This window comes from Desulfobacteraceae bacterium (assembly GCA_022340425.1).
In the GTDB taxonomy this organism is placed as follows: domain Bacteria; phylum Desulfobacterota; class Desulfobacteria; order Desulfobacterales; family JAABRJ01; genus JAABRJ01.
In genome coordinates, this window is the sequence record JAJDNY010000072.1 from 1 (window position 1) to 26346 (window position 26346).

Genomic DNA, 26346 nt, shown 5'->3' on the forward strand with positions numbered 1-26346 from the left:
CCCCGCCCGTCAACCACCCGCACCCACCGAGAGGATGCCGAGCTTCCATGCCGCCGCAGCCCATGCGCAAAAAAATCGGTCGGCTCCTTATCGTCTCAGGGCCGGTGATCCTGCTGGACCAGGCTTCCAAGGCGTTGGTCCTGAACACCATGCGGCTTTACGAATCGATTCCGGTGATCCCCGGCTTTTTCAACCTCACCCATATTCACAACCCCGGCGGGGCATTCGGTTTTTTGGCCGGCCAGAGTGTCGTCGTGCGCACCTTTTTCTTTCTGGTCGTTGCTTTTCTGGCCATGGGCTTGATCCTGCATTTTTACTTCAAAACGCCGCCCACACACCCCACTCTGAGTGCTGCCTTCGCGCTGATCTTCGGGGGCGCCGTGGGCAACCTGATCGATCGCCTGCGGTTTGGCAGGGTGGTCGATTTTTTCGATTTTTATATCGGTGCGCTGCACTGGCCGGCCTTCAATGTCGCCGACAGCGCCATCACCGTGGGCATCACCGTTTTTGTGCTGCACCTTGTGTTCAACCGCATGCCGGTTTAGCGCCCCGATGGCCTGCGGGCCCCGGTAAACCGGTCCGTGGCCCCAGGGGTTTTCGGGGGTTGCGCCCGCTCCGGATTACTCCCAGTTGCCCGGCTCCGCTTATGGCTGAAATCACCCACAGAGAGGTGGACGCTCACCTTCAAACCCGCTCCGGTAAAAAATCCGGCGAGGGGCTTGCACCGGTCTACCTGATTTTCGGTGAGGAGTTCATCTGTCAGTCCGTGTTTGAAAAAATTTTAGATGCGATCGTCCCGGCGGAGCGCAGAGAGCTGAACTGCGAACTGCTCGATGAGTCTCAGACCTCGGTCTTTGAACTTGTGGAAAGGCTCACCACCTATTCCATGATGCCGGGCCCGAAGGTTGTGGCCCTCCGGGATTCACGGATTTTCAGCGCCCGCGGCGATGCCGCCAAAATTCTGGCCAAGGCCCGGGCCGCCTACGAGGCCCGGGAAATGGAAAAAGCCGGGCGGGCCCTGGCTGCCTGTGCGGGGCTGCTGGCGCTTTCTTGGGAGGATCTGCGGGCTGACAACCGCAACCAGCTTTTGAAGCTCGACGATGCCCCGGGGGCCGACCACGCCTGGCTTGAGGCCCTGGTGGCCGATTGCCGGGAGCGCGGGACAGCCATTCCCACCGGCGCCGACGGCGCCGAGGTGCTCCAGCGGGCCGTCGAAAAGGGCTTCCCCCAAGGCAACCATCTCATTCTGACCTGCGATGGCGTCGATCGGCGGCGCAGCCTGTTCAAGGTCCTGCAGGAGCGGGGGGTGGTGGTGGACTGCAGCGTTCCCGGCGGCGAGCGCAAGGCGGACAAAACAGTTCAGGAGTCCCTTTTGCGGGAAACCCTGCAGCGGATCCTGGACAGCCACCAAAAGACCCTTGAGCCGGATGCCTACCGCTTTTTATGCGCCTTGACAGGCTTCGATCTGCGCGCGTTCAGCCAAAATCTGGAAAAGCTGGTGTTGTTTGTCGGCGAGCAACCGCAAATCACCCTCCAGGATGTGCAGCGGGTGGTCCGACGCAGCCGCAAAGACCCGATTTACCAGCTGACCAGTGCCGTTGCCGAGCGCAATCTCGAGGACGCCCTGTTCTATCTCGGCTCGCTTCTGGACGACAACTTTCACCCCCTGCAGCTGATGGCGGCCCTCGTCAATCAGGTTCGCAAACTCCTGCGGGCCAAGGCCTTTGCCACCAGCGAGGCGGGCCGCGTCTGGCAGGCCGGGATGGCCTATGGACAGTTTGCCAACAGCGTCGTGCCCGTGCTGCTGGCAGCGGATCAGGCGCTGGCGGCCGAGATAACGGCCTGGAACGAGAGTCTGGCCGATGCCGATCAGAAACCGGCGGCACAGGGCGCTGGAAAAATGAAAGCTGCCGCGGCCGCCACGGACCTGGTGCTGGTCAAAAATCCGCGCAGCCCTTTTCCGGTTTTCCAACTGCTGCTGCGAACCGCCAATTTTTCGCTGACCGAGCTGCTGCGTGCGGTTGAAATCCTAAACGCCCTGGACCTGCAGCTCAAAACCACCGCCCAGAACCCTAAACTCCTGATCGAGGCCGCTTTGCTGGGGATTTGCCGGCCGCCCGGTGCTGCAGCGGCCTCCAGGCGCCCTGGGGCCGTGGACGGCCGCGGCCCTCGAACTTCAGGTTGACCCGCCTATGCGCCGGACGCTTCCACAAGCGCTGCAGCCTGCGGGACGGCTGACTTCCGAAAAAGGACCCATTATGTCGAAGACCAAGATCGTTTGCACCATCGGGCCTGCCAGCGAAAGCGCGGATGTCCTCAAACGACTGATTCAGGCCGGGATGAATGTCGCACGGCTCAACTTCTCCCACGGCAGCCATGACGAACATCTCGAAAAGATAACCTGCATCCGGGCCATCTCGGCGGAGCTGAAAAAGCCGGTGGCCATTCTGCAGGACCTCTGCGGGCCCAAAATCCGCGTCGGCCGGGTGCGCAGCCCGGGCGTGCGGCTGGCCCCCGGCGAAACCGTGGTTCTGACCAGCGAGCAGTTCGAAGCCTCGGGCAACCGCATCTCGGTCTCCTATCGCGATCTGCCGCGCGAGGTGAAGCCTCAGGACCGGATTCTCCTGGCGGACGGGCTGATGGAACTCGTGGTGGTGGGCACCACCGAGACCGAGATTCTCTGCGATGTGATCACCGGGGGGGTCCTGACCTCCAACAAAGGCATCAACCTGCCGTCGGGCACCATCAAGGCGCCCGCCGTGACCCCCAAAGACGAGGCCGACCTGGCGTTTGGTCTGGCCAACGACGTCGACTATGTCGCCCTGTCGTTCGTCCGGACCGCGGCAGACGTCCGCAGCGTCAAATCGATGATCCGCAAGGCGGGCAAGGATACGCCGGTTATCGCCAAGATCGAAAAGCACGAGGCGCTCGACAATATCGAATCGATTGTGGAGAGCTCCGATGGCATCATGGTGGCCCGGGGGGATCTGGGGGTTGAAATCCCGCTGGAAAAAGTCCCCGAGATCCAGAAAATGCTGGTGCGCATCGCCAATACCACCGGCAAACCGGTCATCATCGCCACCCAGATGCTGCGCTCGATGGTCAATTCTCCGCGGCCGACCCGGGCCGAGGCCACCGACGTGGCCAATGCGGTGCTCGACGGGACCGATGCGGTGATGCTCTCCGAAGAGACCGCCAGCGGCAGCTACCCGGTCGCGGCGGTGGAGTTCATGGTGCGGATCACCGAAAATGCCGAAAAAAATTTTCCGCACAACAAGTACCTGCAGCTGATGCCCAAGAAGGACATTTCGGGTTCGGTAGCCTATGCTTCCTGCGTTCTCGCCGATCACCTCAATGCCCAGGCGATCGTGGCCACCACCCGCTCGGGGTTCACCGCCGCCCAGATTTCACGCTTCAAGCCCCGGCCGCCGATCATCGCCCTTTCGCCCGATATTCACACCATTCGACGGCTGACGCTTTTCTGGGGCTGCTGCCCCTTCCTGGAGGACGACTCGGTGGACACCGACGCGCGCCTGGAGGAGGCCTCCGCGGCGGCGCTTAAGTCGGGGATGGTGAGCCGGGGGGACTTGGTGGTGATCACCGCCGGCCATCCCGTGCGGGCCGCCGGCACCACCAACATGCTGAAGGTCAAAAAGCTATGAGAACCGAAGACCAATTCAAGGCGCCGAAGATTTGAAAGGGTCGCGGCGGCCGGGAGTCTGCGGCCGCAGCAGCGCTAAGCCGGCCCAAGCCTTTGAGGGGTATGACGGGGTAGGTGCGGCCGGGACCGGGGTCTGGCACGCCCCTTTGCAAGCGGGGCTTCAGAAACACAAAGGGGGCTGCGATTTGGATCGCAGCCCCCGGCTGTCTTTGGTAGGCGGTACTGGATTTGAACCAGTGACTTCTACCGTGTGAAGGTAGCACTCTCCCGCTGAGTTAACCGCCCGTATGATCGTTACGCGTCCACCATCTCCTTGAGTTCTTTGCCGACCTTGAAAAACGGCAGCCTTTTGGCGGGAACCGTTATCTTTTCGCCGGTTTTGGGATTTCGGCCGACGTAGGATTTGTATTCCTTGACCGTGAAGCTGGCAAACCCCCGGATTTCGACGCGTTCGTTCTCAATCAGGGACTCGGCGATGGAGTTGAAGAAGGTATCCACCACCCGTTCGGCGTCTTTGCGGCTGATATCGGCTTCGTCTTTCAAGGCGTTGATCAGGTCTGAGCGGTTCATGCAATCTCCTGAAAGGCGATTTTCCGCGGGCCGGGCCCATTGTGCAAAGGCGGGGTATTTATAAAGGCCCGGGGACCGTCAAGTCAAGAAATTTTTCAGCGCGGCGGGACAAAAAGGGGGTCATGAGGGGCCCTCTGCCTCGGTTGGCAGGGGTGGGTGGCCGAGTTCCTCGATCTCTTTGGGCGATGGCAGGTCTCTGAGGTCCTTCAGGTCGAAGAGTTCCAGAAACTGTTTGGTGGTGGCATAGATCAGGGGTCTGCCGGGGATCTCACGCCGCCCCAGCACGCGCACGAGTCTGCGATCCAGCAGCATCCGAAGAATGCCGCCGGAGTCGACGCCGCGGATCTGCTCGATCTCGTGGCGGATGATGGGCTGTTTGTAGGCGATGATCGCCAGCGTTTCCAGCGCCGCCCGGCTGAGGCGCACCGGGTTTGGCTGGAGCATCCTCTTGATGACCTCGCGGTACTGGGGCTGCGTCCTGAACTGATAGCCGCCGGCCACCTCGCGGATCACAAAGCCACCGTTGCGCTGGCTGTACTCCGCCGCCAGGCTTTGAAGCGCAGCACGGATCTCACGGCTGTCGGCCTCGGGCAGGAGCGCCTGGATGCGGTCCACCGCCAAGGGGGTGGCCGCCACCAGCAGCAGGCTTTCGATGATCGCTTTCAGGTTTTCCATCAAAGGTAATACAGGCGGATGATGCCGGTGGGCAGATGCTGGGTCACCCGGATCAGGCAGAGTTTGACCATTTCCAGTACCGCCAGAAAGGTGACGATGACGTCGCTTTTGTCGCTTTCCGGCACGAATAGCTCGCTGAAGGTGATCGACCCCTTGGCCTCCAATGCGTCCACGATCTCGCCGATGCGCTCTTTTATCGATATGCGCTCGGTGCTCAAGTCCACCTGATGATCCAGGGCGATGCTCTCCAGGATTCTCTGAAAGGCATCGATCAGTTCAAACAGCCCCACCTGAATCGTTTCGGCCTCCGGCTCGGGCCGGTCCCCGGCGGCATTCTGAGGGCGCACAAAGGTGTCCTCGCCCAGCAACTGCCGCCGGGCCAGTTCCTCGGCGGCCTGCTTCATCTGGAGATATTCCAGAAGGGGACGGGTGATTTCCAGCCGGGGGTCCTCATCGCCATCCGGGCTGTGCGCGGGCAGCAGGGTGAGAGATTTGATATGCGCCAGGGTGGCGGCCATCAGGAGAAATTCGCCTGCGAAGTCGATGTTCATGCGTTTCAGCCAGTCCAGATACTCCAGGTACTGCCGGGTGATCAGGGCGATGGGAATATCGGTGATGTCCACCTCATTTTTTCTGATGAGGTGAATCAACAGGTCCATGGGGCCTTCGAACACGTTTTCCAGCTTGACCTTGTAGGGATCCTCGGACATGGCAGCGGGTTACCCGACAGGCTGAATTCCGATGGCAGCCCGCAGCCGCTCCAGGAAAGGTTGGCTGTAGCGGCGGGCCTTGGCGGCGCCCGCCCGCAGGACGTTTTCAATGTGGCGCGGGTTTTCCAGAAGCGCATCGTAGCGCCTCCGGGGCTCCTCCAGGAGGGCGTTGAGGTACTCGAACAGCAGCTGCTTCATCTCGCCCCAGCCGATCCCCCGGGCATAGCGCTCCCTCAGCGCCGAGGATTCCGCGGGGGTGGCAAAGGCCTGGTAGATTTGAAAAAGGGTGCACTCCTCCGGATTTTTGGGCTCTTCCGGCGCCTGGGAGTTGGTTTTGATTTTCATGATCAGCTTGCGCAGTTTTTTTTCGTCCACAAAAAGCGGGATCGTGTTGTTGTAGCTCTTGCTCATCTTGCGACCGTCGAGGCCCGCTAATACCGCAGTTTTTTCATCCACCACGGCCTCCGGCAGGACGAAGTGCTCACCGAAAAGATGGTTGAAGCGCCCGGCGATGTCCCGGGCCATTTCCAGGTGCTGAATTTGGTCTTTGCCCACCGGGACTTTGTGGGCGTTGAACATCAGAATGTCGGCCGCCATCAGCACCGGGTAGCAGAAGAGCCCCATGCTGACGCCCTGGTCGGGGTCCCGCGACTGGTTGGCCTCGTTCTCGGCGACCGCCGCCTTGTAGGCATGGGCGCGGTTCAAGAGCCCCTTGGCGGCCACGCAGGACAGGATCCAGGTGAGCTCCATCACCTCGGGAATGTCGGACTGGCGGTAAAAAATCGAGGTCTCGGTATCCAGGCCCAGCGCCAGCCAGGCCGCGGCCACTTCCATGGTGCTGCGTTTTAGGCGTTCCGGGTCCTGGCACTTTACCAGGGCGTGATAGTCGGCGAGAAAATAGAAGGACTGGCTCGCGGGGTCCTGGCTGGCCTCGATGGCCGGCCGAATCGCGCCCACGTAGTTACCTAAATGCGGGCTGCCGGTGGTGGAAATACCCGTTAAAACGACTTGCTTGTTCATCGCTGGTTCCTAAGATTCGGGTTCATGGGGTTCGTGGGGTGCATGGCCGCCTTCGGGTGCGATGGGGGCGGCCCGATCTGCCGGGGGCGGTTTGGGTGTCGGCCGAAGACGGCGGGTCACGAAGGCACGCGCAAAGGCCAACTCTTCCTCCAGGGATTGCAGCCGGCCGTCCAAACGGGCCGCCAACACCGCCTGGAGGGTATCCCGGTATATCGGACCGGGCGCGACGCCCATTTTCTTGAGGTCTTGGCCGGACATCTCCACGGCGGTGTTCCGCAGTTGGGTGAAAAAAAGGGAGATGGCGCGTTTCACCTGCTTCGAGCGCGTAATGGCCATCAGGTAGAGCAGCGGTTCGGTTTTGAGACCCGAGAGCTGGTTGAAAATCTTGCTGTTCTTCAGTGGGGATTTGCGTTCCAGCCAGTAGAGGCAGCGGTCGGCTTCAAACCGGTCGCGGGTGAAAATTCTCTGGTAGCGGGGTGCCAGCTCCAGGCGGGTGCAGATTTCAGCCGTCGTGGCGGCGTCGCAGCTGCGGGTCAGTGCCAGAAAATAAACGGCCCACTTCATATAGGATTCCCCCAGGAAAAGCAAATCATACCAGGACAAAACGCCGGTAACGGCATTCAGATCGCTGATGAGCTCTTTGGTGAGCAGGATCGAGGGGTGAATCACCTTCAGGAGATCGAAGTCGTTGAGACGCACCACCGCCGGCGCGGGGGTTTCTTCTTGCAGGATCTGGCGCAGCTCCGCGAAGACCCGCCGGCCGCTGAGGCGGCTGAAAAAATCCATTTTGACGGCGTTTTGAATCAGCCCCGCGGTCAGCTTGCCGATGGAAAACCCGAAACGCTGCTCGAAGCGGATCGCCCTGAAAACACGGGTGGGGTCCTCCACGAAACTGAGGTTGTGCAGCACCCGGATGACCTTGTCCTTGAGGTCGCGTTGGGCGGCGAAAAAATCGATCAGGGTGCCGAATCTGCCGGGATCCAGCCGGATCGCGAGGGTGTTGATGGTAAAATCGCGGCGGAACAGGTCCAGTTTGATGGAGCTCATTTCCACCGTCGGCAGGGCGGCCGGGAACTGGTAGTACTCCATGCGGGCGGAGGCCACGTCGATTTTGAAGCCATTGGCAAAGGTCAGCACGGCCGTGCCGAACTTGGCGTGGGTGTGCACCCGAGCCCCCACCATTTTGGCGTATTTGCGGGCGAACGCGATCCCGTCGCCCTCGATTACGATGTCAAGGTCGTCATTGGGCCGATAAAGGAAGAGATCCCGCACAAAGCCCCCCACCACGTATGCCTGAAAGCCCAACTCATGGGCCACCTGCCCGATGGTCCGCAGGCTTTCAAACAGCTGCGACGACAGGCGCTCGCGCATGAACTTGAGCACCGGCCGGGAGCGCCCATCCCGCGGGTCCGATCGCAGGTCGCCGTCGCGGTTCGTCCCCCGGTCGGACTGGCGCACCAGGATATTGAGCAGGTCCGTGCGGGTCACCACCCCGACAATCGCCTCGTCCACCATTACCGGCAGGATGCGCTGTTTGTTTTCGATGATCTTGTCCTGGATTTCGGTCAGATCCGCCTCCGGTCCGACCGTGGCCATGTCGGTGCTCATGTACTCGTGCACCGCGACCGCGTCCAATTGGTGGTAGAGGGCCTTTTCGATGATCTGGCGGGTGATGAACCCCACCGGGGCCTTCCGCCCGTTTTGCTGCCGGGTGACCACCAGGGCATTGACGTTGTAGCGGGTCAGCAGCTGGCCGGCTTCGCGGCAGGACGCATTGCAGTCCAGGGTGATTGCCGGGGCCGACATCAAATCCCGCGCCCGTCGCCGGAAGGCCACGCGCCGGAATAAAACCTCGAGCAGCAGGTGCTCGGCCTGCACCAGGGTCTTGCCCCGGATGGTGGCGGCCGCCGCATAGGCGTGCCCTCCGCCGCCGAGGGCCGCCAGAATCTCCCCCACGTTGACCTCGGAAACCCGACTGCGGGCCACGATATAGATTTTTTTGCCCATCCGAGCGATGGCGAAAATGGCGTTGAGTTTTTCCATTTTCAGCATTTTATGAACCAGAAGGGCGAATTCGGGAATGTAATCATCGGTTGAAACGCTGGTCAAGGTCAGTTCGACGCCGTTGATGCTGTAAGGTTCCGCGGCCTGAATCATGTCGTTTAGAAGCGCCACCTGGGCCGGGCTGATCTCGCGATCGATCAGCCCGGCGACCACGTTCAGGTTGGCCCCCTGGTTCAGCAGAAAGGCGGCAGCCTGAAAATCCTCGGCGGTGGTGGAGGGGAAGGTGAAAGAGCCGGTGTCCTCGTAGATCCCCAGGCACAGGATGGTGGCCTCATCCGGGGTGATGGCGATCTGGCGCTCCTGCAAAATCTTGGTCAGCAGGGTGACGTTGGCGCCGGTCAGTTGATGGACCTCGTGGTGGCCGCGGATGTCGTTGGCCATGGCGGGGTGGTGGTCATAGACATGGATTTCGATGTCGGGCCGATCCAGTAGTTCGGCGAATTTGCCGATCCGGTTGGGCTGACGGGTATCCACCAGCACCAGGCGTTTGATGCGGCTGAAATCGATCTCCTTCATGTCGGCCATGTTGAGAAGATAAACCATCGAATTGATGTAGAAGTTTCTCAGGTTTTTCTCTTGTGAACCCGGAAAGGCGACCAGTGCCCGGGGATAGAGTTTCTGGGCCGCCAGCAAGGACGCCAGCGCATCGAAGTCGGCGTTCATGTGGGTGGTGATGACGGTGGGCTTGTCGCTGGTGTCTGGTATTTCAGCAATCATTTGATGGGAGGCTGATGGGGATCAAAAAAACCGTGAGTTTAAATGGTTACCGTTTTGCAACCGATAAAACCATAGGCACAGTTTGCCGGGTTAATCAAGTTCGGCGTTGAGCCGCCCGGGCGGGCTGAGCGAGACCCCTGCGGCGTTAAAGCTGGCCGGGGCTTGCTCCGATAACCCTATTACCCCATTTCCCCATTGGGATCCGGGCACCCCCAGACCTGCGACGCAGCGCCCTGTCGGGTGCCGGGGACAATACCGCTGCGGCGGCTACCACAGCGAAATTTCTCCCATTTCAAGGAGGTTGAACATGACGGTTTTTGTTTGGGAAGGAAAAAACAGAAGAAACGAGCTTCAAAAAGGGGAAATGGAGGCCCCGAACCCCGAGACCGTCAGGACCAACCTCAGCCGCTTGCGCATCACCCCCTCGAAAATCAAACGAAAGCCCAAGGACTTGTTCGCAAACGTCTCTTTTCTGCAGCCGCCGGTCAAAGAAAAGGACGTGATCCTTTTTGCGCGCCAATTCTCCACCATGATCGATGCCGGCCTGCCCATCGTACAGTGTATCGAAATTTTATACGCCCAGCAGGAGAACAAATCCTTCAAAAGGATCCTCAAGGAAATCAAGGAGGCAGTGGAAAGCGGGTCGACGCTGGCCGAAGCCCTCAAGAAGTATCCCAAGGAGTTCGACGACCTGTTCGTCAACATGGTTGCGGCCGGTGAGGCTGGCGGCATCCTGGACACCATCCTGAGGCGCCTTGCGGGTTACATGGAAAAGGCGTCCAAATTGAAAAAAAAGGTCAAGGGCGCCATGACCTATCCAGCCATCACCCTGCTGATCGCCGTGATCGTGGTGGCCGTCATCCTGGTGTTTGTCATCCCGGTGTTTCAGCAGATGTTTGCGGATTTCGGCAGCGAACTGCCGATCTTCACCCAGATGGTCGTTGGGGCCAGCAATTTCGTCAAAAGTAAAATTCTTTACATCATCATTGCACTGGGCCTGTTTGGATTTGCCTTTCGAAAATTCTACAAGACCAACAAGGGCCGCCAGATGGTGGACAGCCTGGCCCTCAAGGCGCCGGTCTTTGGCGTCCTGATCCGCAAGGTGGCCGTGGCAAAATTCAGCCGCACCATGGGCACCATGCTGGCCAGTGGTGTGGCGATCCTGGAGGCCCTTGATATCGTGGCCCGCACGGCCGGCAACAAAACCATCGAGAGCGCGGTCTACAGCGTCCGCTCCGGCATTGCCGAGGGGCGCACCATGGCCGACCCGCTATCCCAAAGCGGGGTGTTCCCCTCCATGGTCTGCCAGATGATCGCCGTTGGTGAATCCACCGGGGCGTTGGATGCCATGCTTGAAAAAATCGCCGATTTCTATGACGATGAAGTCGATCAGGCCGTCGAGAACCTGACCTCCATGATCGAGCCCTTCATGCTTCTCTTTCTGGGGGTCACCATCGGCGGGCTGGTCATCGCCATGTACCTGCCGATCTTCAAAATGGCCGGCGCCATCAGTTGAGCGGCGCTGCGATGGTCTGCCGCCAGCCGGATGAGGCGGGCCTGCCGGAAGGGGAGGGGGGCGACCGCGAGCCCGAGTGTCGCACCTACCATCGGCTGAAATGGCTGACGCTGTGCCGTTTGGTCTTTTCGATCCTGCTGCTGGGCTCGACAGTTTTACTCCAGCTGGGTGAAGGGTCCTCCTTTCTGGCGCGGCCCCTGGTGGCGCTCTATGGGCTGACGGCCGGAATTTTTCTGCTTTCATTCGTTTACGGGATTTTGCTGCCGCGGGTCAGGCGAAAAATGGTGCTGGCCTACGTGCAGCTCATCGTCGACACGCAGATCGTCACCCTCATCATCTTTCTCACCGGCAGTTTCTCCAGTCTTTTCCCGTTTCTTTACATGGTGGTGATTATCTACTCCAGCATGCTGCTCTACCGGCGGGGCTGCCTGGTGGTGGCGACCTGCTGCGCCGTGGGGTATACGCTGCTGGTGGGGTTGGACTTTTTCGCGTTCCTGGCCTCATTCGGCCCAAGCGCCAACCCGTCCATCGCCAGCTACGGGGGCGGCTATGTGCTCTACAAACTGGGCATCACCGTGTCGGCCTTCTATGCCGTGGCGATCCTGAGCTGTATGCTTTCAGAGCAGGTTCGCAAAAGCCGCATGGAACTGCAGGCCATGGCGGACCATGTCAGGCGCGTCAAGCGCGTTGCGGCCATCGGTGAAATGGCGGCCGGACTGGCCCATGAAATCAAAAATCCGCTGGCCGCCCTGACCGGGTCGATCCAGCTGCTGCGCGAGGATCTCCACCTCGCCCCTGATCACCAGCGTTTGATGGCCATCATTCTCAGGGAGGCGGACCGGCTGAGTTCGCTGGTGACCAACTTTCTGCTGTTTGCGCGCCCCCCGGTGGCCAAGGCCAAGCCCATCGATCTGGGGCCGGCGCTTCTGACGGCCATCGAGCTCTTTGAAAAAGACCGCAGCTTCAGCGGCCGGATCGCCATCCGTAAAGATATCTGCCAAGGGCTCTGGGTTGAAATGGATCCCATGCATCTGCAGCAGGTCTGCTGGAACCTGCTGCTCAATGCCGCCGAAGCCATTGCCGGCAACGGCCAGGTGCGCGTGGCGGTCGCCGCCAGCGGCAAACGCCATGTCTGCGTGCGGATCTCCGATGACGGCTGCGGCATGTCGGCGGCCACCATCAAGTCGATTTTCGATCCGTTCTTTACCACCAAAGCCACCGGCACCGGTTTGGGACTCTCCATCGTGCAGCGCATTCTGGAATCCTATCGCACCCGTCTGGATATCGAAAGCAAACCCAACTGCGGCAGCACCTTTTGCTTGACCTTCGATCGCATTTCCCCGCCAACTTGTTCTTGACACCCCTGCCCAAATAGGTTAGCAAATTTCGCTTAAACTTCACCTTGCGACCGGTAGAGCAGCCCCTCTCCGGCTTTTTTTTATCGCCCAAAATGGATCCGGCGTGCGCCCGGCGTGCAAAGATCGGTTCAGAGCAAGACCCGGGAAAATCGATGAGCAGTGAACAGAAAACCGGTTTGATTGAGAAAAGACGCGAAAAGCTGGATGCCCTTAGGCAGCAGAACGTCACCCTGTTTCCCAATGACGTCGCCGTCAGCCACACGGTGGCGGACATCCTCGGTCTACTGGCCCAAAACCCGGGTAATCTGGCTGAAGATGGGCCGGTTTTTGCGGTGGCCGGCCGCATGATGGCCATCAACAAATTCGGCAAGGCGGCCTTCATCCGTTTTCGTGATCGCACCGGACAGCTTCAGGCCTATGTGCGCAGGGACCGGGTGGGGGAAGCCGGTTACGCGCTCTTCAAACAGCTGGATATCGGCGACTTCGTCGGCCTGCGGGGCGGGGTGTTTCAGACCCGAACCGGCGAATGGACCCTGCTGGCCGATGAGATCCGCCTGGTCGCCAAAGCGACCCGCCCCCTGCCCGAAAAGTTTCACGGCTTGAAGGACCCCGAAAAGCGCTACCGGCAGCGCTACATCGATCTGATCATGAACCCCGAGGTGCGGGACATATTTGTCCGGCGCAGCCGGATCGTCCAGGCCATCCGGGATTTCCTGCTGCAACGGGATTTTCTTGAAGTTGAAACCCCCATGATGCAGCCCATTCCCGGCGGGGCCGAGGCCACCCCCTTTGTGACCCATCACAACGCCCTGGACATGGACCTCTACCTGCGCATCGCCCCCGAGCTCTACCTCAAGCGGCTGGTGGTCGGCGGATTCGAGCGGGTGTTTGAAATCAATCGCAATTTTCGCAACGAAGGCATCTCCACCCGGCACAACCCGGAATTCACGATGCTCGAATTTTACCAGGCCTACGCCACCTATCACGACCTGATGGCGCTGACCGAGGAAATGTTCCGTTACGTGGCTCGCGAGGTGCTCGGTGCCGAGACCTTCCAATACCAGGGCGATCGGGTGGACTTGAACGGCCAGTGGCGCCGTATGACCCTGGCCGGGGCACTGGAGCAGCTGGGCGGGGTCCCGTCCGGGCTTCTCAAAGACAAGGCCGGTTTGCTCGCCTTCGCCGATCAAAACGGCGTTAAGCTCTCGAAAACCGGCCGCCTGGGCAAGGTGGTCACCAAGCTTTTCGACGTCCTGGTGGAGCCCAAGCTGATTCAACCGACCTTTATCACCGGATACCCGGTGGAGGTCTCGCCGCTTTCGCGTCGCAGCGACACGCAGCCGGAGGTCACCGAGCGCTTCGAGCTGTTCATCGCCGGCCGTGAAATCGCCAACGGGTTCTCGGAGCTCAACGACCCCGACGATCAAAGAGGGCGATTCATGCAGCAGGTCCAGGACCGCGAAGCCGGCGACCAGGAGGCCCACTTCATGGATGCAGATTACATCGAAGCCCTGGAGTACGGCATGCCGCCGACGGCCGGGGAGGGGGTCGGTGTGGACCGCTTGGCGATGCTGCTGACCGATGCCGCTTCGATTCGGGAGGTGATCCTCTTTCCCCACATGAAGCCCCGGGAGTAGCCGCCGGGCAACGGCCTGTCGCCCCGGGCCGGTGGGTGCTGCGCGGCCTTAAAGCGCCCCAGACGAAGTGACATCCGGCGGGCAACCTCGACAATCCCTCAAATCGGGTCTCAATGTCCTTCGAAACTTTTATAGGCGGCCGGTATCTCAGGGCGAAACAAAAGCTGACCTTCATCTCCCTCATCACTTTTCTTTCCGTTGCCGGCGTCACCGTCGGCGTCATGGCCCTGATCGTGGTCATTGCGGTCATGGCCGGCTTCGAATCCGATCTGAAGGCGCGTATTCTCGGCATCGAATCCCATTTGGTGATCGCCCGCCAGGACGGTGCCATGCCGGATTATCGCCAAGTGCTGGCATCCATCGGCGGGACCCAGGGGGTTCGGGCAGCCACCCCGTTCGTTGCGACCCAGATCATGCTGCGCTCAGCGTCCAGCGCTGCCGGCGCGGTGCTGCGCGGAATCGACCCCGACACCGCAGGTGGGGTCATCAGCGGCGTCGACAGCCGCCTGCTGGCCCGCCCCGCGGACGGCGCGTCCTTGCCGGGGATCCTGCTGGGGCGCGAGCTATCCCGCAACCTGGGGGTTTTCACCCACGATACGATCTACCTGATCGCACCCCGCGGGATGCTCTCCCCGGTGGGGCATGTGCCCTCCATGAGGCGTTTTCAGGTCGCGGGGGTCTTTGCCACCGGGATGTACGAGTACGACGGCTCCCTGGCCTTCATCAGCCTGGAGGAGGGGCAAAAGCTCCTGCACCTGGACCCTGGTGCGGCGAACGGGATCGAACTGCGGGTCGCCGACATCTATGCGGTCAAAAAAATCGCCGGCCGGATTCGGGCGACCCTCGGGCCGGCCTACCTGACCCAGGACTGGATGGAGAAGAATCAAAACCTTTTGGCGGCCTTGACGCTGGAGAAAACCGTCATGTTTATCATTCTGACCTTGATCGTGCTGGTGGCGGCCTTCAACATCGCCGGATCGCTGATCATGATGGTGATGGAAAAAGCCAAGGACATCGCCATCTTAAAGACCATGGGGGCCACCGACGGAAGCATTCGTAAAATCTTCGTCTTCAAGGGCATGATGATCGGGGCGTTCGGCACCCTGCTGGGGGTGGCCTTGGGGTTCGGCCTCTGCTTCCTGCTGGAGCACTACAAGTTTATTGAACTTCCAGGGGATGTCTACTATATAACCACGTTGCCGGTGCGCCTGGAAGGCCTGGATGTGGTCCTGATCGCGCTGGCGGCCCTGGCGATCTGCTTTCTGGCGACCCTCTACCCCGCCCGGCAGGCGTCGCGGCTGGACCCGGTGGAGGCCCTGCGCCATGGCTGAGACCGTCTTGAAACCGTCTGGCGGCCCCGCGGAGGCGCCGGCCAAAGCCGATCCGGCGCCGGGTCCGCTGCTGCGGGCGGTTGGGATCCGCAAAAGCTACCACGGCAACGGCAGCCATCTGGAGGTGCTCTGCGACCTCGATTTCGAGCTGAATGGCGCCGAAACCGTGGCCGTGGTGGGGGCCTCGGGCATTGGCAAGTCGACCCTGCTGCATATCCTGGGGACCCTGGACCGTCCCGAGGCGGGGCGCCTCTTTTACCGCGGCGAGGACGTCTTCCGCTACGATGACCTGCGCCTGGCGCGCTTCCGGAACGCCTCGATCGGGTTTGTCTTTCAGTTTCATCATCTCCTGCCGGAATTCAGCGCCCTTGAAAACGTGATGATGCCGGCCCTGATCAACGGCCAGGAACGGCAGGCGGCGCAGGCCCTGGCGCGCCAGGGCTTGGTGCGGGTCGGTCTTGAAGCGCGTCTGGATTACCGGGTCAACAAACTCTCCGGCGGAGAGCAGCAGCGGGTGGCCCTTGCCAGGGCGCTGGTTCTGAAACCGGCGCTGCTGCTGGCCGACGAGCCCACCGGCAACCTGGACCAGCGCAACAGTGAAGAGGTGCACCGGCTGCTGCTGGAGTTGAACCGGGAGGTGGGGATGGCGCTGGTGGTGGTGACCCACAACCCGGAGCTGGCCTCCTTCATGGGCCGCCGGGTGACGATCGCCGACGGGAAACTGGTCGAAACGGGCTGAGGAGTGACCTATGCCGAAGCGGTGGAGCCTTCTGATAGCGATTTGCGCATGGGTGCTGCTGCCCCTGCCCGCGGTCGCCCTGGATGCCGTACCCATCACCCTGCTGCCTTTCCAGGTCTATGCCCAGGCGCCTCTGTCCCATCTCCAGAAGGAAATACCGGATATCTTGGGAAAGCATTTGAGCCAGGAAGGTGCCCAGCTGGTCGTCGCGGACTTGGCGCCGGCCGAACTGGAAACCCTCGAAGCGCTGAATGTCGCAGATCGGCGGCAGATCGCGGCGCGGGTCGGCGCCGGGCACGTGATCTGGGGCAGCCTGACCCTGGTGGGCGAGCAGTTCAGCCTGGACGCCCAAATGGCCGCCGCCGCGGGCAGCGACCCGCCGGAGGTCTTCTACGCCGAGGGCGACGGTCTCGAAACCCTGTCGGCGGCCCTGAAACAGCTGGCCACCGACATCGGGGCGAAGCTCTTCAGACGCGAGAAGGTGGTGCGGGTGACGGTGGAGGGCAACAAACGGATCGAATCGGATGCCATTCTGCGCATCGTGCAAACCCAGCCCGGCGGCGTTTATCTGCCCGGAAGCCTCACCCAGGACCTCAAATCCGTATACGGCATGGGCTATTTCGATGATGTACGGGTGGAAAGCGAAACCGAGGGCGACGGCAAGGTCATCATTTTCAAGGTCACTGAAAAACCCACCGTGCGGATCATCCGCATCAAGGGCAACCGCGTCTTCGACGACAATGCCATCAAAGAGAGTTTGACTTTCAAGACCGGGGCGGTCCTGAACCTCGTTAACATTCAGCGCAATTTAGCGCGCATCGAAGAGCTTTACAAGGACAAGAACTACCACAACGTCAAGGTGACCTACAGCGTTACCCCGATCGCCAACAATCAGGCCGATGTGGAGTTCACCGTGGACGAAGGCGAAAAAGTCCGAATCCGTGAAATCATCCTGGAGGGCAACGAGGCCTATTCTGACAAAGAACTCAAAAAACTGATGAAAACCAAGGAAAAAGGTTTTCTTTCGTGGATAACCGCCTCGGGCGAACTCAACATGGAGGACCTCAACCAGGATGCCTCACGGCTGACCGCGTTTTACCAAAACTCCGGCTACATCCAGGCCCGGGTTGCGGAGCCCCAGGTCAACTTCAAGGACAGCTGGATCGAGGTTGACATCAAAATTGACGAGGGGCCCCGCTTTAAGGTCGGCGAGGTGAGGGTCAGCGGTGATTTGGTGCGACCCGAGAGTGAGCTTTTGGAGAAGCTCAAGATCACCGACGAGGTCTACTACAGCCGGGAGGTGCTGCGCAATGACGTCCTGGTTCTCACCGACCTCTACTCCGATGAAGGCTTCGCCTATGCGGACATCGCCCCCAGAATCGACCGCGACCCGCAAAACCAGGTGGTCAACATCGATTTCGTCATCAATCAGGGACAGCCGGTCTATTTTGAGAAGATCATCATCGGCGGCAACACCAAGACCCGCGACAAGGTCATCCGCCGCCAGCTCAGCGTCTATGAGCAGGAGCTCTACAGCGGCGCGGAGCTCAAACGCAGCGTGCGCAACCTGAAGCGCCTGGACTATTTCGACGACGTCAAAGTGGACACCCTGCCGGGCAGCGCCGAGGACCAGATGGTCCTCAAGATCGATGTCACCGAAAAGCCCACCGGCACCTTCAGCTTTGGTGGTGGGTACAGCACCTCGGAGAGTCTCTTCGCAGTGGCCCAGATTTCCCAGCGCAACCTTTTCGGCCGTGGGCAGGTTCTGCAGCTTGCGGCGCATCTCGGCGGCAAGTCCACGCGCTACCAGCTGAGCTTCACCGAGCCCTGGCTCTTCGATATCCCCCTTTCCGCCACCGGCAACATTTTCAAATGGGACGTCGACTACAACGATTACGACAAGGAAAGCATCGGCTTCGGCTTCAGATTCGGCTACCCGGTCTTCGATTACACGCGCGCCTATCTGGGCTACCGCTTCGAGTTGGCGGACATCACCGACATCGACGAGGATGCCGCCCGCAGCATCAAGCAGCTGGAAGGTGAAAACATCACCAGCAGCCTGACCACCAGCCTGGAATACGATTCCCGCGACCGGTTCTTCCTGCCCACCGAGGGGCAGAAGCATTCGCTGGAGGTTGAGTATGCCGGCGGGCCGCTGGGCGGGGACATCGCCTTTACCAAGGTGACTGCCGAGGCGGGAATTTACATCCCGCTTTTCTGGGAGACCACCGGATTTCTGCGCGCCGAAGGCGGCTACGTTACCCGGGGCCCCGGCGGCATCTTGCCGGACTACGAGCGCTTCTACCTTGGCGGTCTCAACACCATGCGCGGCTTCGACTGGCGCGATATCAGCATCCAGGACAGCAACGGCGACGACATCGGCGGCACCTCGATGGTGCTTTTCAACGTGGAGTATATCGTCCCCCTGATCAAGGAGGCCGGTCTGGCCGGGGTGGTCTTCTACGATACCGGCAACGTCTACGGCGGAGAGCAGGATTTTGACATCACCGACCTGCGCCAGAGCGCGGGGGCCGGCATCCGCTGGAACTCACCGATGGGCCCGATCCGGCTGGAATACGGCTATGTGCTCGACCCCGAGGATGACGAGGGGGGTGGGAAGTGGGAGTTCGGCATGGGCGGCGCCTTCTGATCCGCCGCCGGGCCATCGGAAAACCGCCTTAAAGATGGAGGATCCAATGCCCAAGAGCGTCCAGGCCGTCGTGGCGGTCCTTTTTACGCTGGTGCTCTGCAGCGCCGCATCCGGCGCTGATGTGGCCAGGATCGGGGTCGTCGATCTGGCCAAGGTCTTCGAGCAGGCGCAAGCCGGCAAAGCTGCCCAGGCGGAAATAAAACAAAGAATTAAGGCGATGGAGGCCGAGCTGAAGAAGTTGGGCGCCCCGATCGAGGACCTCGAAAAGCGGTTGGAGCGGGAAGCCGCCGGTATGAGCAAAGAAATGCGCGAGGAGCGGGAGCGCGAGTACCGCCTCAAGTTTGGCGATTTCCAAGCCTCCGAGCGGCGCTTTCAAGCCGAACTGAAAGACCTGGAAAACCGCCTTGTCCAGCGCATCCGGGAGGAGGTCCGGGGCATCATCGAAGAGATCGGCAAAAAAGAGGGTTACCTCCTGATAATCAACAAAGCGGGCGTCCTGTATTCGCCGAGCAGCAACGATCTCACCGACCAGGTGATCCAGATCTACGACGACCGCTTGGCCCGCGCCGCGGCGGCGGCCGGCAAACCCGGCAGCCCGTGAGGTCTCGAACATGACCCTAACCCTCGCGGCGATTGCGCAGCTGGTGGGCGGCGAGGTCTGCGGCGACCCCGCAAAGACCGTCGTCGGCGCCGCCGCCTTTGAAACCGCCGCCCCCGATGAAATCGCCCTGGCGGGGACCCCCCGCTACCTCAAGCGGATCGACGCCACCCGCGCCGGTGCCCTGATGGTGCCGCCGGGCTTCGAGGCCGCCGGCCGCAATCTTGTCCGGGTGGAAAACCCCGCCGCCGCCTTTGCCCGCCTGTTGAGCGTATTGCACCCGCTTCCGCGGCCGGCGGCCGGGATCAGTCCCGCGGCCGTGATCGGCGGCGGCTTCAGCGTCGGTGTGGAGCCCGCCATCGCGCCGATGGTCTTCATCGGCGAAAACGTCAGCTTGGGGGATCGGGTGGCGGTTCACCCCGGGGTTTTCATCGGCGACGAGGTCGCTATCGGCGACGACACCACGATTTTTCCCAACGTCACCATCATGCGGCGTTGCCGGATCGGGCGGCGGGTGATCCTCAACCCGGGGTCGGTCATCGGCGCCGACGGCTTCGGCTTTGCCCCGGAGGGCGAGGGCTACCGCAAAATTCCCCACACCGGCAGCGTCCGAATCGACGACGACTGCGAAATCGGCGCCCTGAACACCATCGATCGGGCCACCTTCGGTGCCACCTGGATCAAACATGGGGTCAAAACCGACAACCTGGTCCACATCGCCCACAACGTCACCGTCGGTGAAAATTCCGTTATCGTCGCCCAGGTGGGAATTTCCGGCAGCACCGTAATCGGCAAGCACGCGGTGCTGGCGGGGCAGGCGGGCATCGCCGGCCACCTGACCATCGGCGATCATGTGACCGTGGGACCCCAGGCGGGGGTCGGCAAATCCATCGCCAGCGGCGCGGTGGTCTCCTCGGGGCTGCCCGCCATGACGCACCGCACGTGGCTGCGGGTGGTCCGGGAGGTGCCGCGGCTGCCGGAGCTGGCGCGTCGCCTGGCCGAGCTTGAAAAGCGTCTCAAAACGTTAGAGGAAAAAAAATGAACCCCTACCCCATCCAGAAAATCATGGCATACCTGCCCCACCGCTACCCGTTTCTCCTGGTGGACCGGGTGCTTGAAATCGTGCCGCGCGAACATATCGTGGCCCTTAAAAACGTGACCATCAACGAACCTTTTTTTCAGGGGCATTTCCCGGGAAACCCCATCATGCCCGGCGTTCTGATCGTGGAGGCCCTGGCCCAGGCCGGCGGGATTCTCGCCTACGAGTCGCTGCCGCCCGAGCGCCGCGGCCAGGAAGTGTATTTCATGGGCTTCAACAACGTCAAGTTCAGGAAGCCGGTGGTGCCCGGGGACCAGCTGATTTTCCGGGTCAATTTCCTGCGGCAGCGGGGAAACGCCTTCAAGATGGCCGGCAGGGCGGAGGTGGCCGAAACCCTGGTGGCCGAGGCGGAATGCCTGGCCAGCATCGGAGAAAAGGGATGATTCACGAAACCGCCATCGTCAGCCCCCAGGCCGAGATCGACCCCCAGGTGGAGATCGGCCCCTACGCCATCGTGGCTGCCGATGCGGTCGTCGGGGCCGGCACGACCATCGGGTCTCACAGCGTCATCGACTCCCACACCACCATCGGGCCGGATTGCCGCATTTTTCCGCATGCGGTCGTCGGCGAGGCGCCCCAGTCAGTGAAGTACGCCGGACAGAAGACCTACGCCAAGATCGGTCGCGGCACCATCATCCGCGAATTCACCACCGTCCACCGGGGCACCGCCGAGGGCGGCGGGGTGACCGAGGTGGGCAGCCACTGCCTGCTGATGGCTTACAGCCACGTGGCCCACGACTGCCGGGTGGGCAGCGGCGTGGTCCTGGCCAACGCGGCCACCCTGGCCGGGCATATCACCATCGGCGACTATGCCACCATCGGCGGCCTGGTGGCCATCCACCAGTTCGTGCGGATCGGGGAATACGCCTTTGTGGGTGGCAAGTCCGCCGTGGTGAAAGATGTGCCGCCCTACGTGATCGCCGCCGGCGATCGCGCCAGGCTGCATGGGCTGAACCGGGTGGGGTTGCGGCGGCACGGATTTTCGGAAAAGTCGCTGGCGCTGCTCAAGCAGGTCTACCGGATCATCTTTCGCATCGGGTTGACTCTCAACGAGGCCCTGGAGCGCGTCCGCGCCGAGGTCGACCTGGTGCCCGAGGTGGCCAATTTTATCAAGTTCATCGAATCCTCTCACCGGGGCATCACCCGCTGAACGTTTTTGGGGGCCGGGACCGTCGGGTCCCGGCCGCGGACACCATGCAACCCATCGGACTCATCGCAGGGGGCGGCCAGTTTCCCCTCATCTTTGCCAAAGCCGCCAGCGCCAAAGGCTACCGGGTTTACGCGGTGGGCTATGTCAACGAGGCCGACCCCGCCCTGGCCGATACGGTGACCGCCCTGGAGTGGCTGCACCTGGGGCAGCTCACACGGCTGGTTCGGTTTTTCCGGCAGCACGGCGTTTGCGAAGCCGTCATGATGGGCGCTGTCCGCAAAACCCGGATGTTCACCGACATTCGCCCCGACATCCAGGCCATCGCCCTGGCCGCCAGAATGCGCCACACCCACGACGACGGCCTATTGCGGGCCTTTGCGGATTTTCTCGAAAAAAAAGGGGTGCGCATCCGACCGTCCACATTTCTGCTGCCCGAGCTGCTGGCCCCCGAAGGCTGCTGGACCCGGCGGCGGCCCAGCCGCAGCCAAGAAAAAGACATCGCCCTGGGCTGGCGCCTGGCCAAAGAGATCGGGCGTCTGGACATCGGCCAGTGCGTCGTTGTGGGCGGGGGGTCGGTTCTCGCCGTGGAGGCCATTGACGGCACCGACGCCACCATCCGCCGTGGCGGGCGCCTGGGCAAGGGAACGGCCGTGGTGGTCAAGGTCTGCAAACCCAACCAGGATTTGCGCTTCGACGTTCCGGCGATCGGGGCTGAAACCGTGCGCAGCATGCAGGCCGCCGACGCACGGGTGCTGGCGGTGGAGGCCGGTAAGGCGGTGGTCTTCGATCGCGACCAGATGGTCGCCCTGGCCGACCGTTACGGCATCGCGATTGTTGCCCGCAGCGGAGTATAGCCAAGGGCCGGCGCCGGCAGGAAAGGAAAGATGCACATGGCCAAGCTGCGGGTTGGGGTTGTGGGGGTCGGTTATCTCGGTAAATTCCACGCCGAAAAATACGCCGCCATGCCCGATGTGGAGCTGGTCGCGGTGGTGGACAGGAATTTGGCGCGGGCCCGGGAGGTGGCCGCGCGCCACGGCACCCAAGCCTTTGACAGCCACCGGGAGTTGCTGGGCAGGGTCGAGGCGGTCAGCGTGGTCGTGCCGACCGCCGACCACTACGCGGTGAGCCGCGATTTTCTGCGGCACAACGTCGATCTGCTGATCGAAAAACCGATGACCTCGACCCTGGACCAGGCCGACGAGTTGATCGCCTACGCGGCCGCCCACGGTCTGCTGATTCAGGTGGGCCACCTGGAGCGCTTCAACTCGGCCGTGGCGGCCCTGCGCGACATCGTCACCGCGCCGATGTTCATCGAGTCGCACCGCCTGGCGACCTTCAAGGGGCGCGGGACGGATGTCAGCGTGGTGCTGGACCTGATGATCCACGATATCGACATCATCGCCAGTTTCGTGCGCTCCGAGATCCGGACCATTCGCGCTGCGGGCATACCGGTTATCTCCCCCGAGGTGGATATCGCCAACGCCCGGCTCGAATTTGAAAACGGCTGCGTCGCCAATGTCACGGCCAGCCGCATTTCCATGAAAAACGAGCGTAAAATCAGGCTCTTCCAGCGCGATGCGTATGTCTCGGTGGATTTCTCGGACCACGGCATCACGCTGATCCGCAAAACCGGCGAGCACCCCGAGGGCATCATTCCCGGCATGGAAATCCAAAACCTCTGTTTTACCAAGGGTGACGCCCTGGACGACGAGCTGAAATCCTTCGTCCGGGCCGTCAAGCGTCGCGAGGAGCCCGAGGTCACCGGCCAGATGGGGCGTGACGCCCTGCGGATCGCCCTGGACATCATGGATCAGATCCGGTCCACCAACAGCCGCTACTTCAAATGAACCTCCCGCCCGATCAAACCACCATGACCCCTGCCGCAGAGCCGCGCTGTGTGATGATTGTCGCCGGTGAGGCCTCCGGGGACCTCATCGGCGCCAACCTGGTGCGCGCGCTGCGCCGCCAGGCGCCGGGCCTGTTTGTCGTTGGGATCGGTGGGCACCACCTGCGGGCCCAGGGGATGCGGATCCTGCTGGATGCCTCCCAGCTGGCCGTGGTGGGCATCACCGAGGTCCTGGCCAAGCTGCCGGTTGTCTTGGAGGCCCTAAAGTGCGCCAAAAAGCTCCTGCAAAGCCTGCGGCCGGAGCTGCTGATTCTGATCGATTTTCCGGATTTCAATCTGAGGCTCGCCCGGATGGCCAAAAAATGCGGCGTTCCGGTACTCTACTATGTCAGCCCGCAGATTTGGGCCTGGCGCCAGGGGCGGGTGCGCACCATCAAACAGCGGGTGGATCACATGGCCGTGATCCTGCCCTTCGAGGCCGATTTCTACAAGGCCCACGGGGTGCCGGTGACCTTTGTCGGCCACCCGTTGCTGGACGTGTGGGGCGGCGCACCGCCGCCGCCTCCCGCCGCGGACGTCTCGCCGGTGGTGGGCCTTCTGCCCGGTTCGCGTGAGGGCGAAATCCGGCGGCTGCTGCCCGTCATGCTGCAGGCCGCGCGGCGGCTGGAGAACCAGTTCAGATCCATCCGCTTTGAGGTCTCCGTGGCCCCCACGGTGGACCGTGAGCTGGTGGACGGCATTTTGCGGCGCTTTCCGGGGAGGGCGCCGCTGGCGGTGGTCGCAGGCGGCATCGCGCCGATCCTGCGCGGCTGCCATCTGGTGCTGGCCGCCTCGGGCACGGTCACCCTGGAGGCCGCCATCGGCGGGACGCCCATGGTGATCGTCTACAAGGTCTCGCCGCTGAGCTACCGCATCGGCAAGGCCCTGATCCGGGTGGAGCATATTTCGCTGGTGAACCTCATCGCCGGCCGCGAGCTGGTGCCGGAGCTGATCCAGGATGCGGCCAACCCGCCTAACATCGCCGCCGCGGCGGCCGCGCTCTTGGCCGACCCGCGGCGGCTGGCGGCCCTGCGAACGGAACTGCTCAACATCCGCGCGCTGCTGGGCGGCGGCGGGGCTTCCGCGCGGGTGGCGGCGATCGCCTTGGGTATGTTGAATAATACGGCCTTCGCCGACGCACCGGCCGCCGCCGGGGAGGCCGGCCGATGACCCCACGCGCCCGCCAGTGGCTGACCGAATGCAAGTGGCGCGTGGTCGGCCTTCTCGGCAAAGTGCTCATCGACCTGATTTTTTGCGCTTCCCGGATCGAGGTCGAAGGCTACGAGAAGGTCCGGCACCTGCGCGCCTCGCGCCGGGTGATCCTGGCCTTCTGGCATTCCCGCATTCTACTGATCAGCCACCTCTTTCAGCGCGAAAACGCGCTCATTCTGGTGAGCCGCTCTCGGGACGGGGAGATCATCGCCCGGATTCTCCAGCGCCAGGGGCATGAACCCCTGAGGGGGTCCTCCAGCCGCGGTGGGCTGCGGGCGCTTTCGGAAATGATCCGCAAGATGAAGCAAAGCGGCCGGCCGGCGGTGGTGATCCCCGACGGTCCCCGGGGGCCGCGCCACCGGGTTCAGCCGGGGATCATCATCCTGGCCAAGAAAACCGGTTTTCCCATCGTGCCGGTGAGCTACAGCGCCCGCCGGCGCAAGGTGTTCAACAGCTGGGACCGCTTCGTCCTGCCGGCGCCGCTGACCCGCTGCAAGGTGGTTTTCGGCGAGCCGCTGAGCGTGCCGCCGAAGATCGCCAAAGGTGAGGAGGCGCGCTTTGCCGGCCTGCTGCAGGAGCGGCTCTGCCGCATCACGGCGCGGGCCGATGGCGCCTTCGGCCATGACAGCCAGTAACGCATCATGAGACGGCCCTTTAAACCCCGCTTCAGCGAGCGCCACCGGCGGCTTCTGGCCATGGTTCGCGGCAACTGGGTCAGGCTCTTGCTCGCCATGCTCTGCATGCTGCTCATGGCCGGGGCCAGCTCCGCGATTCCCTTTATGATCAAACCGGTGGTGGACGACATCTTCATCAGCCGGGACGTCACCATGCTCAAATTGGTGCCCCTGGCGGTGGTTCTGATCTACCTCGTTCTGGGCGCGGCCATGTACGGTCAGGAATATTTTCTAGGCTGGGTGGGGCACGACGTCATTCGTCAGCTGCGCAACAGCCTCTACGACAAGATCCAGGACCTGCCGATCTCCTTTTTTCAGGCCGAAAAAACCGGCAGCCTGATGTCGCGCATCACCAACGACGTGAGCGTCATCAAGGACATGGTCTCCAGCGCCATTACCGGCGCCATCCGGGACCTGTTCACCATCGTCGGCCTGACCGGGGTCATCTTCTACCGCGACTGGAAAAGCGCCCTCGCGGCCCTGGTGGTACTGCCGCTGGCCTTTTACCCCATCGTGCGGCTGGGGCGCCGGGTGCGGCGGGTGACCACCGGCACCCAGGAGATCCGCGCCGAGCTCAATGCCTTTTTGCACGAGACCTTTGCCGGCAACAAGATCGTCAAGGCCTTCGGCATGGAGCCTTACGAAAAGCAGCGCTTCTTCCACAAGACCCGCAGGCTCTTCCGGCTGGAGATGAAGACCGTCAAGGCCAAGGCCCTCTCCTCGCCGGTGATGGAGTTCTTGGGCGGCCTGGGGGTGGCCTTCGTGATCTGGTACGGCGGCTCCAAGGTGATCGCCGGGACCTCCACCCCCGGCACCTTCTTCTCCTTCATGGGGGCGGTCCTGATGCTTTACGGCCCGGTCAAGAAGCTGAGCAAACTCAACAACACCGTCCAGCAGGGACTTGCCGGGGTGGACCGCGTCTTCGACATTCTGGAGCAGGCCTCGGATATCCGCGACCCCGTCAACCCGCTGGTGATCCCGCCTGGGCCGCATCGGATCACCTTCCAGGACGTCTGGTTTCGCTACGACACAAAGCCCATTCTGCGGGGGATCACCCTGGATGTGGGCCCCGGCGAGATC

23 protein-coding genes and 1 tRNA gene are annotated in these 26346 nt (G+C 62.1%); 18 read left to right on the forward strand and 6 right to left on the reverse strand.

Annotated elements, in window-relative coordinates:
• The first annotated feature begins 62 nt into the window (after window positions 1–62).
• From lspA to pyk, 3 genes are all read left to right on the forward strand, one after another.
• Window positions 63–545, forward strand: coding sequence for a signal peptidase II (lspA, locus tag LJE63_06670; protein ID MCG6906293.1), 483 nt, complete (start codon window positions 63–65; stop codon window positions 543–545).
• Between the two features lie 101 nt (window positions 546–646).
• Complete coding sequence (locus LJE63_06675; protein MCG6906294.1) at window positions 647–2185, forward strand: hypothetical protein; 1539 nt, start codon at window positions 647–649, stop codon at window positions 2183–2185.
• A gap of 73 nt (window positions 2186–2258) precedes the next feature.
• The gene (gene pyk / locus LJE63_06680) at window positions 2259–3662 is read left to right on the forward strand and encodes a pyruvate kinase (GenBank protein ID MCG6906295.1); all 1404 of its coding nucleotides are present in this window, start codon (window positions 2259–2261) and stop codon (window positions 3660–3662) included.
• A 209-nt stretch (window positions 3663–3871) separates the two neighbouring features.
• On the opposite strand, the gene LJE63_06685 is transcribed toward pyk, so the two are convergent.
• The 6 genes from LJE63_06685 to LJE63_06710 form a co-directional block, all read right to left on the reverse strand.
• A tRNA-Val gene (locus LJE63_06685) sits at window positions 3872–3946 on the reverse strand.
• A gap of 9 nt (window positions 3947–3955) precedes the next feature.
• Window positions 3956–4231: an integration host factor subunit beta gene (locus tag LJE63_06690; GenBank protein ID MCG6906296.1), complete on the reverse strand. Its 276-nt coding sequence runs from the start codon at window positions 4229–4231 to the stop codon at window positions 3956–3958.
• A 120-nt stretch (window positions 4232–4351) separates the two neighbouring features.
• Window positions 4352–4906, reverse strand: coding sequence for an SMC-Scp complex subunit ScpB (gene scpB, locus LJE63_06695; protein MCG6906297.1), 555 nt, complete (start codon window positions 4904–4906; stop codon window positions 4352–4354).
• Window positions 4906–5616: a segregation/condensation protein A gene (locus LJE63_06700; GenBank protein MCG6906298.1), complete on the reverse strand. Its 711-nt coding sequence runs from the start codon at window positions 5614–5616 to the stop codon at window positions 4906–4908. The genes scpB and LJE63_06700 overlap by 1 nt, the downstream gene beginning before the upstream one ends.
• A 9-nt stretch (window positions 5617–5625) precedes the next feature.
• Complete coding sequence (locus LJE63_06705) at window positions 5626–6636, reverse strand: tryptophan--tRNA ligase (GenBank protein MCG6906299.1); 1011 nt, start codon at window positions 6634–6636, stop codon at window positions 5626–5628.
• Window positions 6637–6645: 9 nt separating this feature from the next.
• Window positions 6646–9417 (reverse strand): CBS domain-containing protein, encoded by a 2772-nt coding sequence (locus LJE63_06710; GenBank protein ID MCG6906300.1) that lies wholly within the window; start codon window positions 9415–9417, stop codon window positions 6646–6648.
• A gap of 307 nt (window positions 9418–9724) precedes the next feature.
• On the opposite strand from LJE63_06710, the gene LJE63_06715 reads away from it, so the two are divergent.
• From LJE63_06715 to LJE63_06785, 15 genes are all read left to right on the forward strand, one after another.
• Window positions 9725–10933 carry a type II secretion system F family protein gene (locus LJE63_06715; GenBank protein MCG6906301.1) on the forward strand — a complete coding sequence of 403 codons (1209 nt, stop codon included), beginning with the start codon at window positions 9725–9727 and terminating at the stop codon, window positions 10931–10933.
• Window positions 10930–12291, forward strand: coding sequence for a two-component sensor histidine kinase (locus LJE63_06720; GenBank protein MCG6906302.1), 1362 nt, complete (start codon window positions 10930–10932; stop codon window positions 12289–12291). The genes LJE63_06715 and LJE63_06720 overlap by 4 nt, the downstream gene beginning before the upstream one ends.
• A 152-nt stretch (window positions 12292–12443) precedes the next feature.
• Window positions 12444–13928, forward strand: coding sequence for a lysine--tRNA ligase (lysS, locus tag LJE63_06725; GenBank protein ID MCG6906303.1), 1485 nt, complete (start codon window positions 12444–12446; stop codon window positions 13926–13928).
• A 113-nt stretch (window positions 13929–14041) separates the two neighbouring features.
• Window positions 14042–15259, forward strand: coding sequence for a lipoprotein-releasing ABC transporter permease subunit (locus tag LJE63_06730; protein ID MCG6906304.1), 1218 nt, complete (start codon window positions 14042–14044; stop codon window positions 15257–15259).
• Window positions 15252–15998: an ABC transporter ATP-binding protein gene (locus LJE63_06735; protein MCG6906305.1), complete on the forward strand. Its 747-nt coding sequence runs from the start codon at window positions 15252–15254 to the stop codon at window positions 15996–15998. Before LJE63_06730 ends, LJE63_06735 begins: the two co-directional genes overlap by 8 nt.
• 10 nt (window positions 15999–16008) lie before the next feature.
• Window positions 16009–18648 carry an outer membrane protein assembly factor BamA gene (bamA, locus tag LJE63_06740; protein ID MCG6906306.1) on the forward strand — a complete coding sequence of 880 codons (2640 nt, stop codon included), beginning with the start codon at window positions 16009–16011 and terminating at the stop codon, window positions 18646–18648.
• A 46-nt stretch (window positions 18649–18694) separates the two neighbouring features.
• On the forward strand, window positions 18695–19249 hold the full coding sequence (locus LJE63_06745; protein ID MCG6906307.1) for an OmpH family outer membrane protein: 555 nt from the start codon (window positions 18695–18697) through the stop codon (window positions 19247–19249).
• A 10-nt stretch (window positions 19250–19259) separates the two neighbouring features.
• Complete coding sequence (gene lpxD / locus LJE63_06750; protein ID MCG6906308.1) at window positions 19260–20288, forward strand: UDP-3-O-(3-hydroxymyristoyl)glucosamine N-acyltransferase; 1029 nt, start codon at window positions 19260–19262, stop codon at window positions 20286–20288.
• Window positions 20285–20728, forward strand: a complete 444-nt coding sequence (gene fabZ / locus LJE63_06755) for a 3-hydroxyacyl-ACP dehydratase FabZ (GenBank protein ID MCG6906309.1) — start codon at window positions 20285–20287, stop codon at window positions 20726–20728. The genes lpxD and fabZ overlap by 4 nt, the downstream gene beginning before the upstream one ends.
• On the forward strand, window positions 20725–21495 hold the full coding sequence (lpxA, locus tag LJE63_06760; GenBank protein ID MCG6906310.1) for an acyl-ACP--UDP-N-acetylglucosamine O-acyltransferase: 771 nt from the start codon (window positions 20725–20727) through the stop codon (window positions 21493–21495). Before fabZ ends, lpxA begins: the two co-directional genes overlap by 4 nt.
• 44 nt (window positions 21496–21539) lie before the next feature.
• Complete coding sequence (lpxI, locus tag LJE63_06765; protein ID MCG6906311.1) at window positions 21540–22349, forward strand: UDP-2,3-diacylglucosamine diphosphatase LpxI; 810 nt, start codon at window positions 21540–21542, stop codon at window positions 22347–22349.
• Window positions 22350–22379: 30 nt separating this feature from the next.
• Window positions 22380–23342 (forward strand): Gfo/Idh/MocA family oxidoreductase, encoded by a 963-nt coding sequence (locus LJE63_06770; GenBank protein MCG6906312.1) that lies wholly within the window; start codon window positions 22380–22382, stop codon window positions 23340–23342.
• A gap of 23 nt (window positions 23343–23365) precedes the next feature.
• Window positions 23366–24550, forward strand: coding sequence for a lipid-A-disaccharide synthase (gene lpxB, locus LJE63_06775; GenBank protein MCG6906313.1), 1185 nt, complete (start codon window positions 23366–23368; stop codon window positions 24548–24550).
• Entirely contained in the window at window positions 24547–25227 is a 681-nt protein-coding gene (locus LJE63_06780) for a lysophospholipid acyltransferase family protein (protein MCG6906314.1), read from the forward strand. Before lpxB ends, LJE63_06780 begins: the two co-directional genes overlap by 4 nt.
• A gap of 6 nt (window positions 25228–25233) precedes the next feature.
• The coding region (locus tag LJE63_06785; GenBank protein MCG6906315.1) for an ABC transporter ATP-binding protein at window positions 25234–26346 on the forward strand (1113 nt) is incomplete at its 3' end.

Excerpts from the sequence above, each read along its gene's own strand:
- scpB (MCG6906297.1), bottom strand. The coding sequence starts at position 4,906 with ATGGAAAACCTGAAAGCGATCATCGAAAGCCTGCTGCTGGTGGCGGCC.
- lpxI (MCG6906311.1), top strand. The coding sequence starts at position 21,540 with ATGCAACCCATCGGACTCATCGCAGGGGGCGGCCAGTTTCCCCTCATC.
- LJE63_06675 (MCG6906294.1), top strand. The coding sequence starts at position 647 with ATGGCTGAAATCACCCACAGAGAGGTGGACGCTCACCTTCAAACCCGC.
- lpxA (MCG6906310.1), top strand. The coding sequence starts at position 20,725 with ATGATTCACGAAACCGCCATCGTCAGCCCCCAGGCCGAGATCGACCCC.
- lpxB (MCG6906313.1), top strand. The coding sequence starts at position 23,366 with ATGACCCCTGCCGCAGAGCCGCGCTGTGTGATGATTGTCGCCGGTGAG.
- fabZ (MCG6906309.1), top strand. The coding sequence starts at position 20,285 with ATGAACCCCTACCCCATCCAGAAAATCATGGCATACCTGCCCCACCGC.
- LJE63_06780 (MCG6906314.1), top strand. The coding sequence starts at position 24,547 with ATGACCCCACGCGCCCGCCAGTGGCTGACCGAATGCAAGTGGCGCGTG.
- LJE63_06745 (MCG6906307.1), top strand. The coding sequence starts at position 18,695 with ATGCCCAAGAGCGTCCAGGCCGTCGTGGCGGTCCTTTTTACGCTGGTG.
- lysS (MCG6906303.1), top strand. The coding sequence starts at position 12,444 with ATGAGCAGTGAACAGAAAACCGGTTTGATTGAGAAAAGACGCGAAAAG.
- LJE63_06705 (MCG6906299.1), bottom strand. The coding sequence starts at position 6,636 with ATGAACAAGCAAGTCGTTTTAACGGGTATTTCCACCACCGGCAGCCCG.
- bamA (MCG6906306.1), top strand. The coding sequence starts at position 16,009 with ATGCCGAAGCGGTGGAGCCTTCTGATAGCGATTTGCGCATGGGTGCTG.
- LJE63_06690 (MCG6906296.1), bottom strand. The coding sequence starts at position 4,231 with ATGAACCGCTCAGACCTGATCAACGCCTTGAAAGACGAAGCCGATATC.
- LJE63_06710 (MCG6906300.1), bottom strand. The coding sequence starts at position 9,417 with ATGATTGCTGAAATACCAGACACCAGCGACAAGCCCACCGTCATCACC.
- LJE63_06715 (MCG6906301.1), top strand. The coding sequence starts at position 9,725 with ATGACGGTTTTTGTTTGGGAAGGAAAAAACAGAAGAAACGAGCTTCAA.
- LJE63_06700 (MCG6906298.1), bottom strand. The coding sequence starts at position 5,616 with ATGTCCGAGGATCCCTACAAGGTCAAGCTGGAAAACGTGTTCGAAGGC.
- lspA (MCG6906293.1), top strand. The coding sequence starts at position 63 with ATGCGCAAAAAAATCGGTCGGCTCCTTATCGTCTCAGGGCCGGTGATC.
- pyk (MCG6906295.1), top strand. The coding sequence starts at position 2,259 with ATGTCGAAGACCAAGATCGTTTGCACCATCGGGCCTGCCAGCGAAAGC.
- lpxD (MCG6906308.1), top strand. The coding sequence starts at position 19,260 with ATGACCCTAACCCTCGCGGCGATTGCGCAGCTGGTGGGCGGCGAGGTC.
- LJE63_06735 (MCG6906305.1), top strand. The coding sequence starts at position 15,252 with ATGGCTGAGACCGTCTTGAAACCGTCTGGCGGCCCCGCGGAGGCGCCG.
- LJE63_06770 (MCG6906312.1), top strand. The coding sequence starts at position 22,380 with ATGCACATGGCCAAGCTGCGGGTTGGGGTTGTGGGGGTCGGTTATCTC.
- LJE63_06730 (MCG6906304.1), top strand. The coding sequence starts at position 14,042 with ATGTCCTTCGAAACTTTTATAGGCGGCCGGTATCTCAGGGCGAAACAA.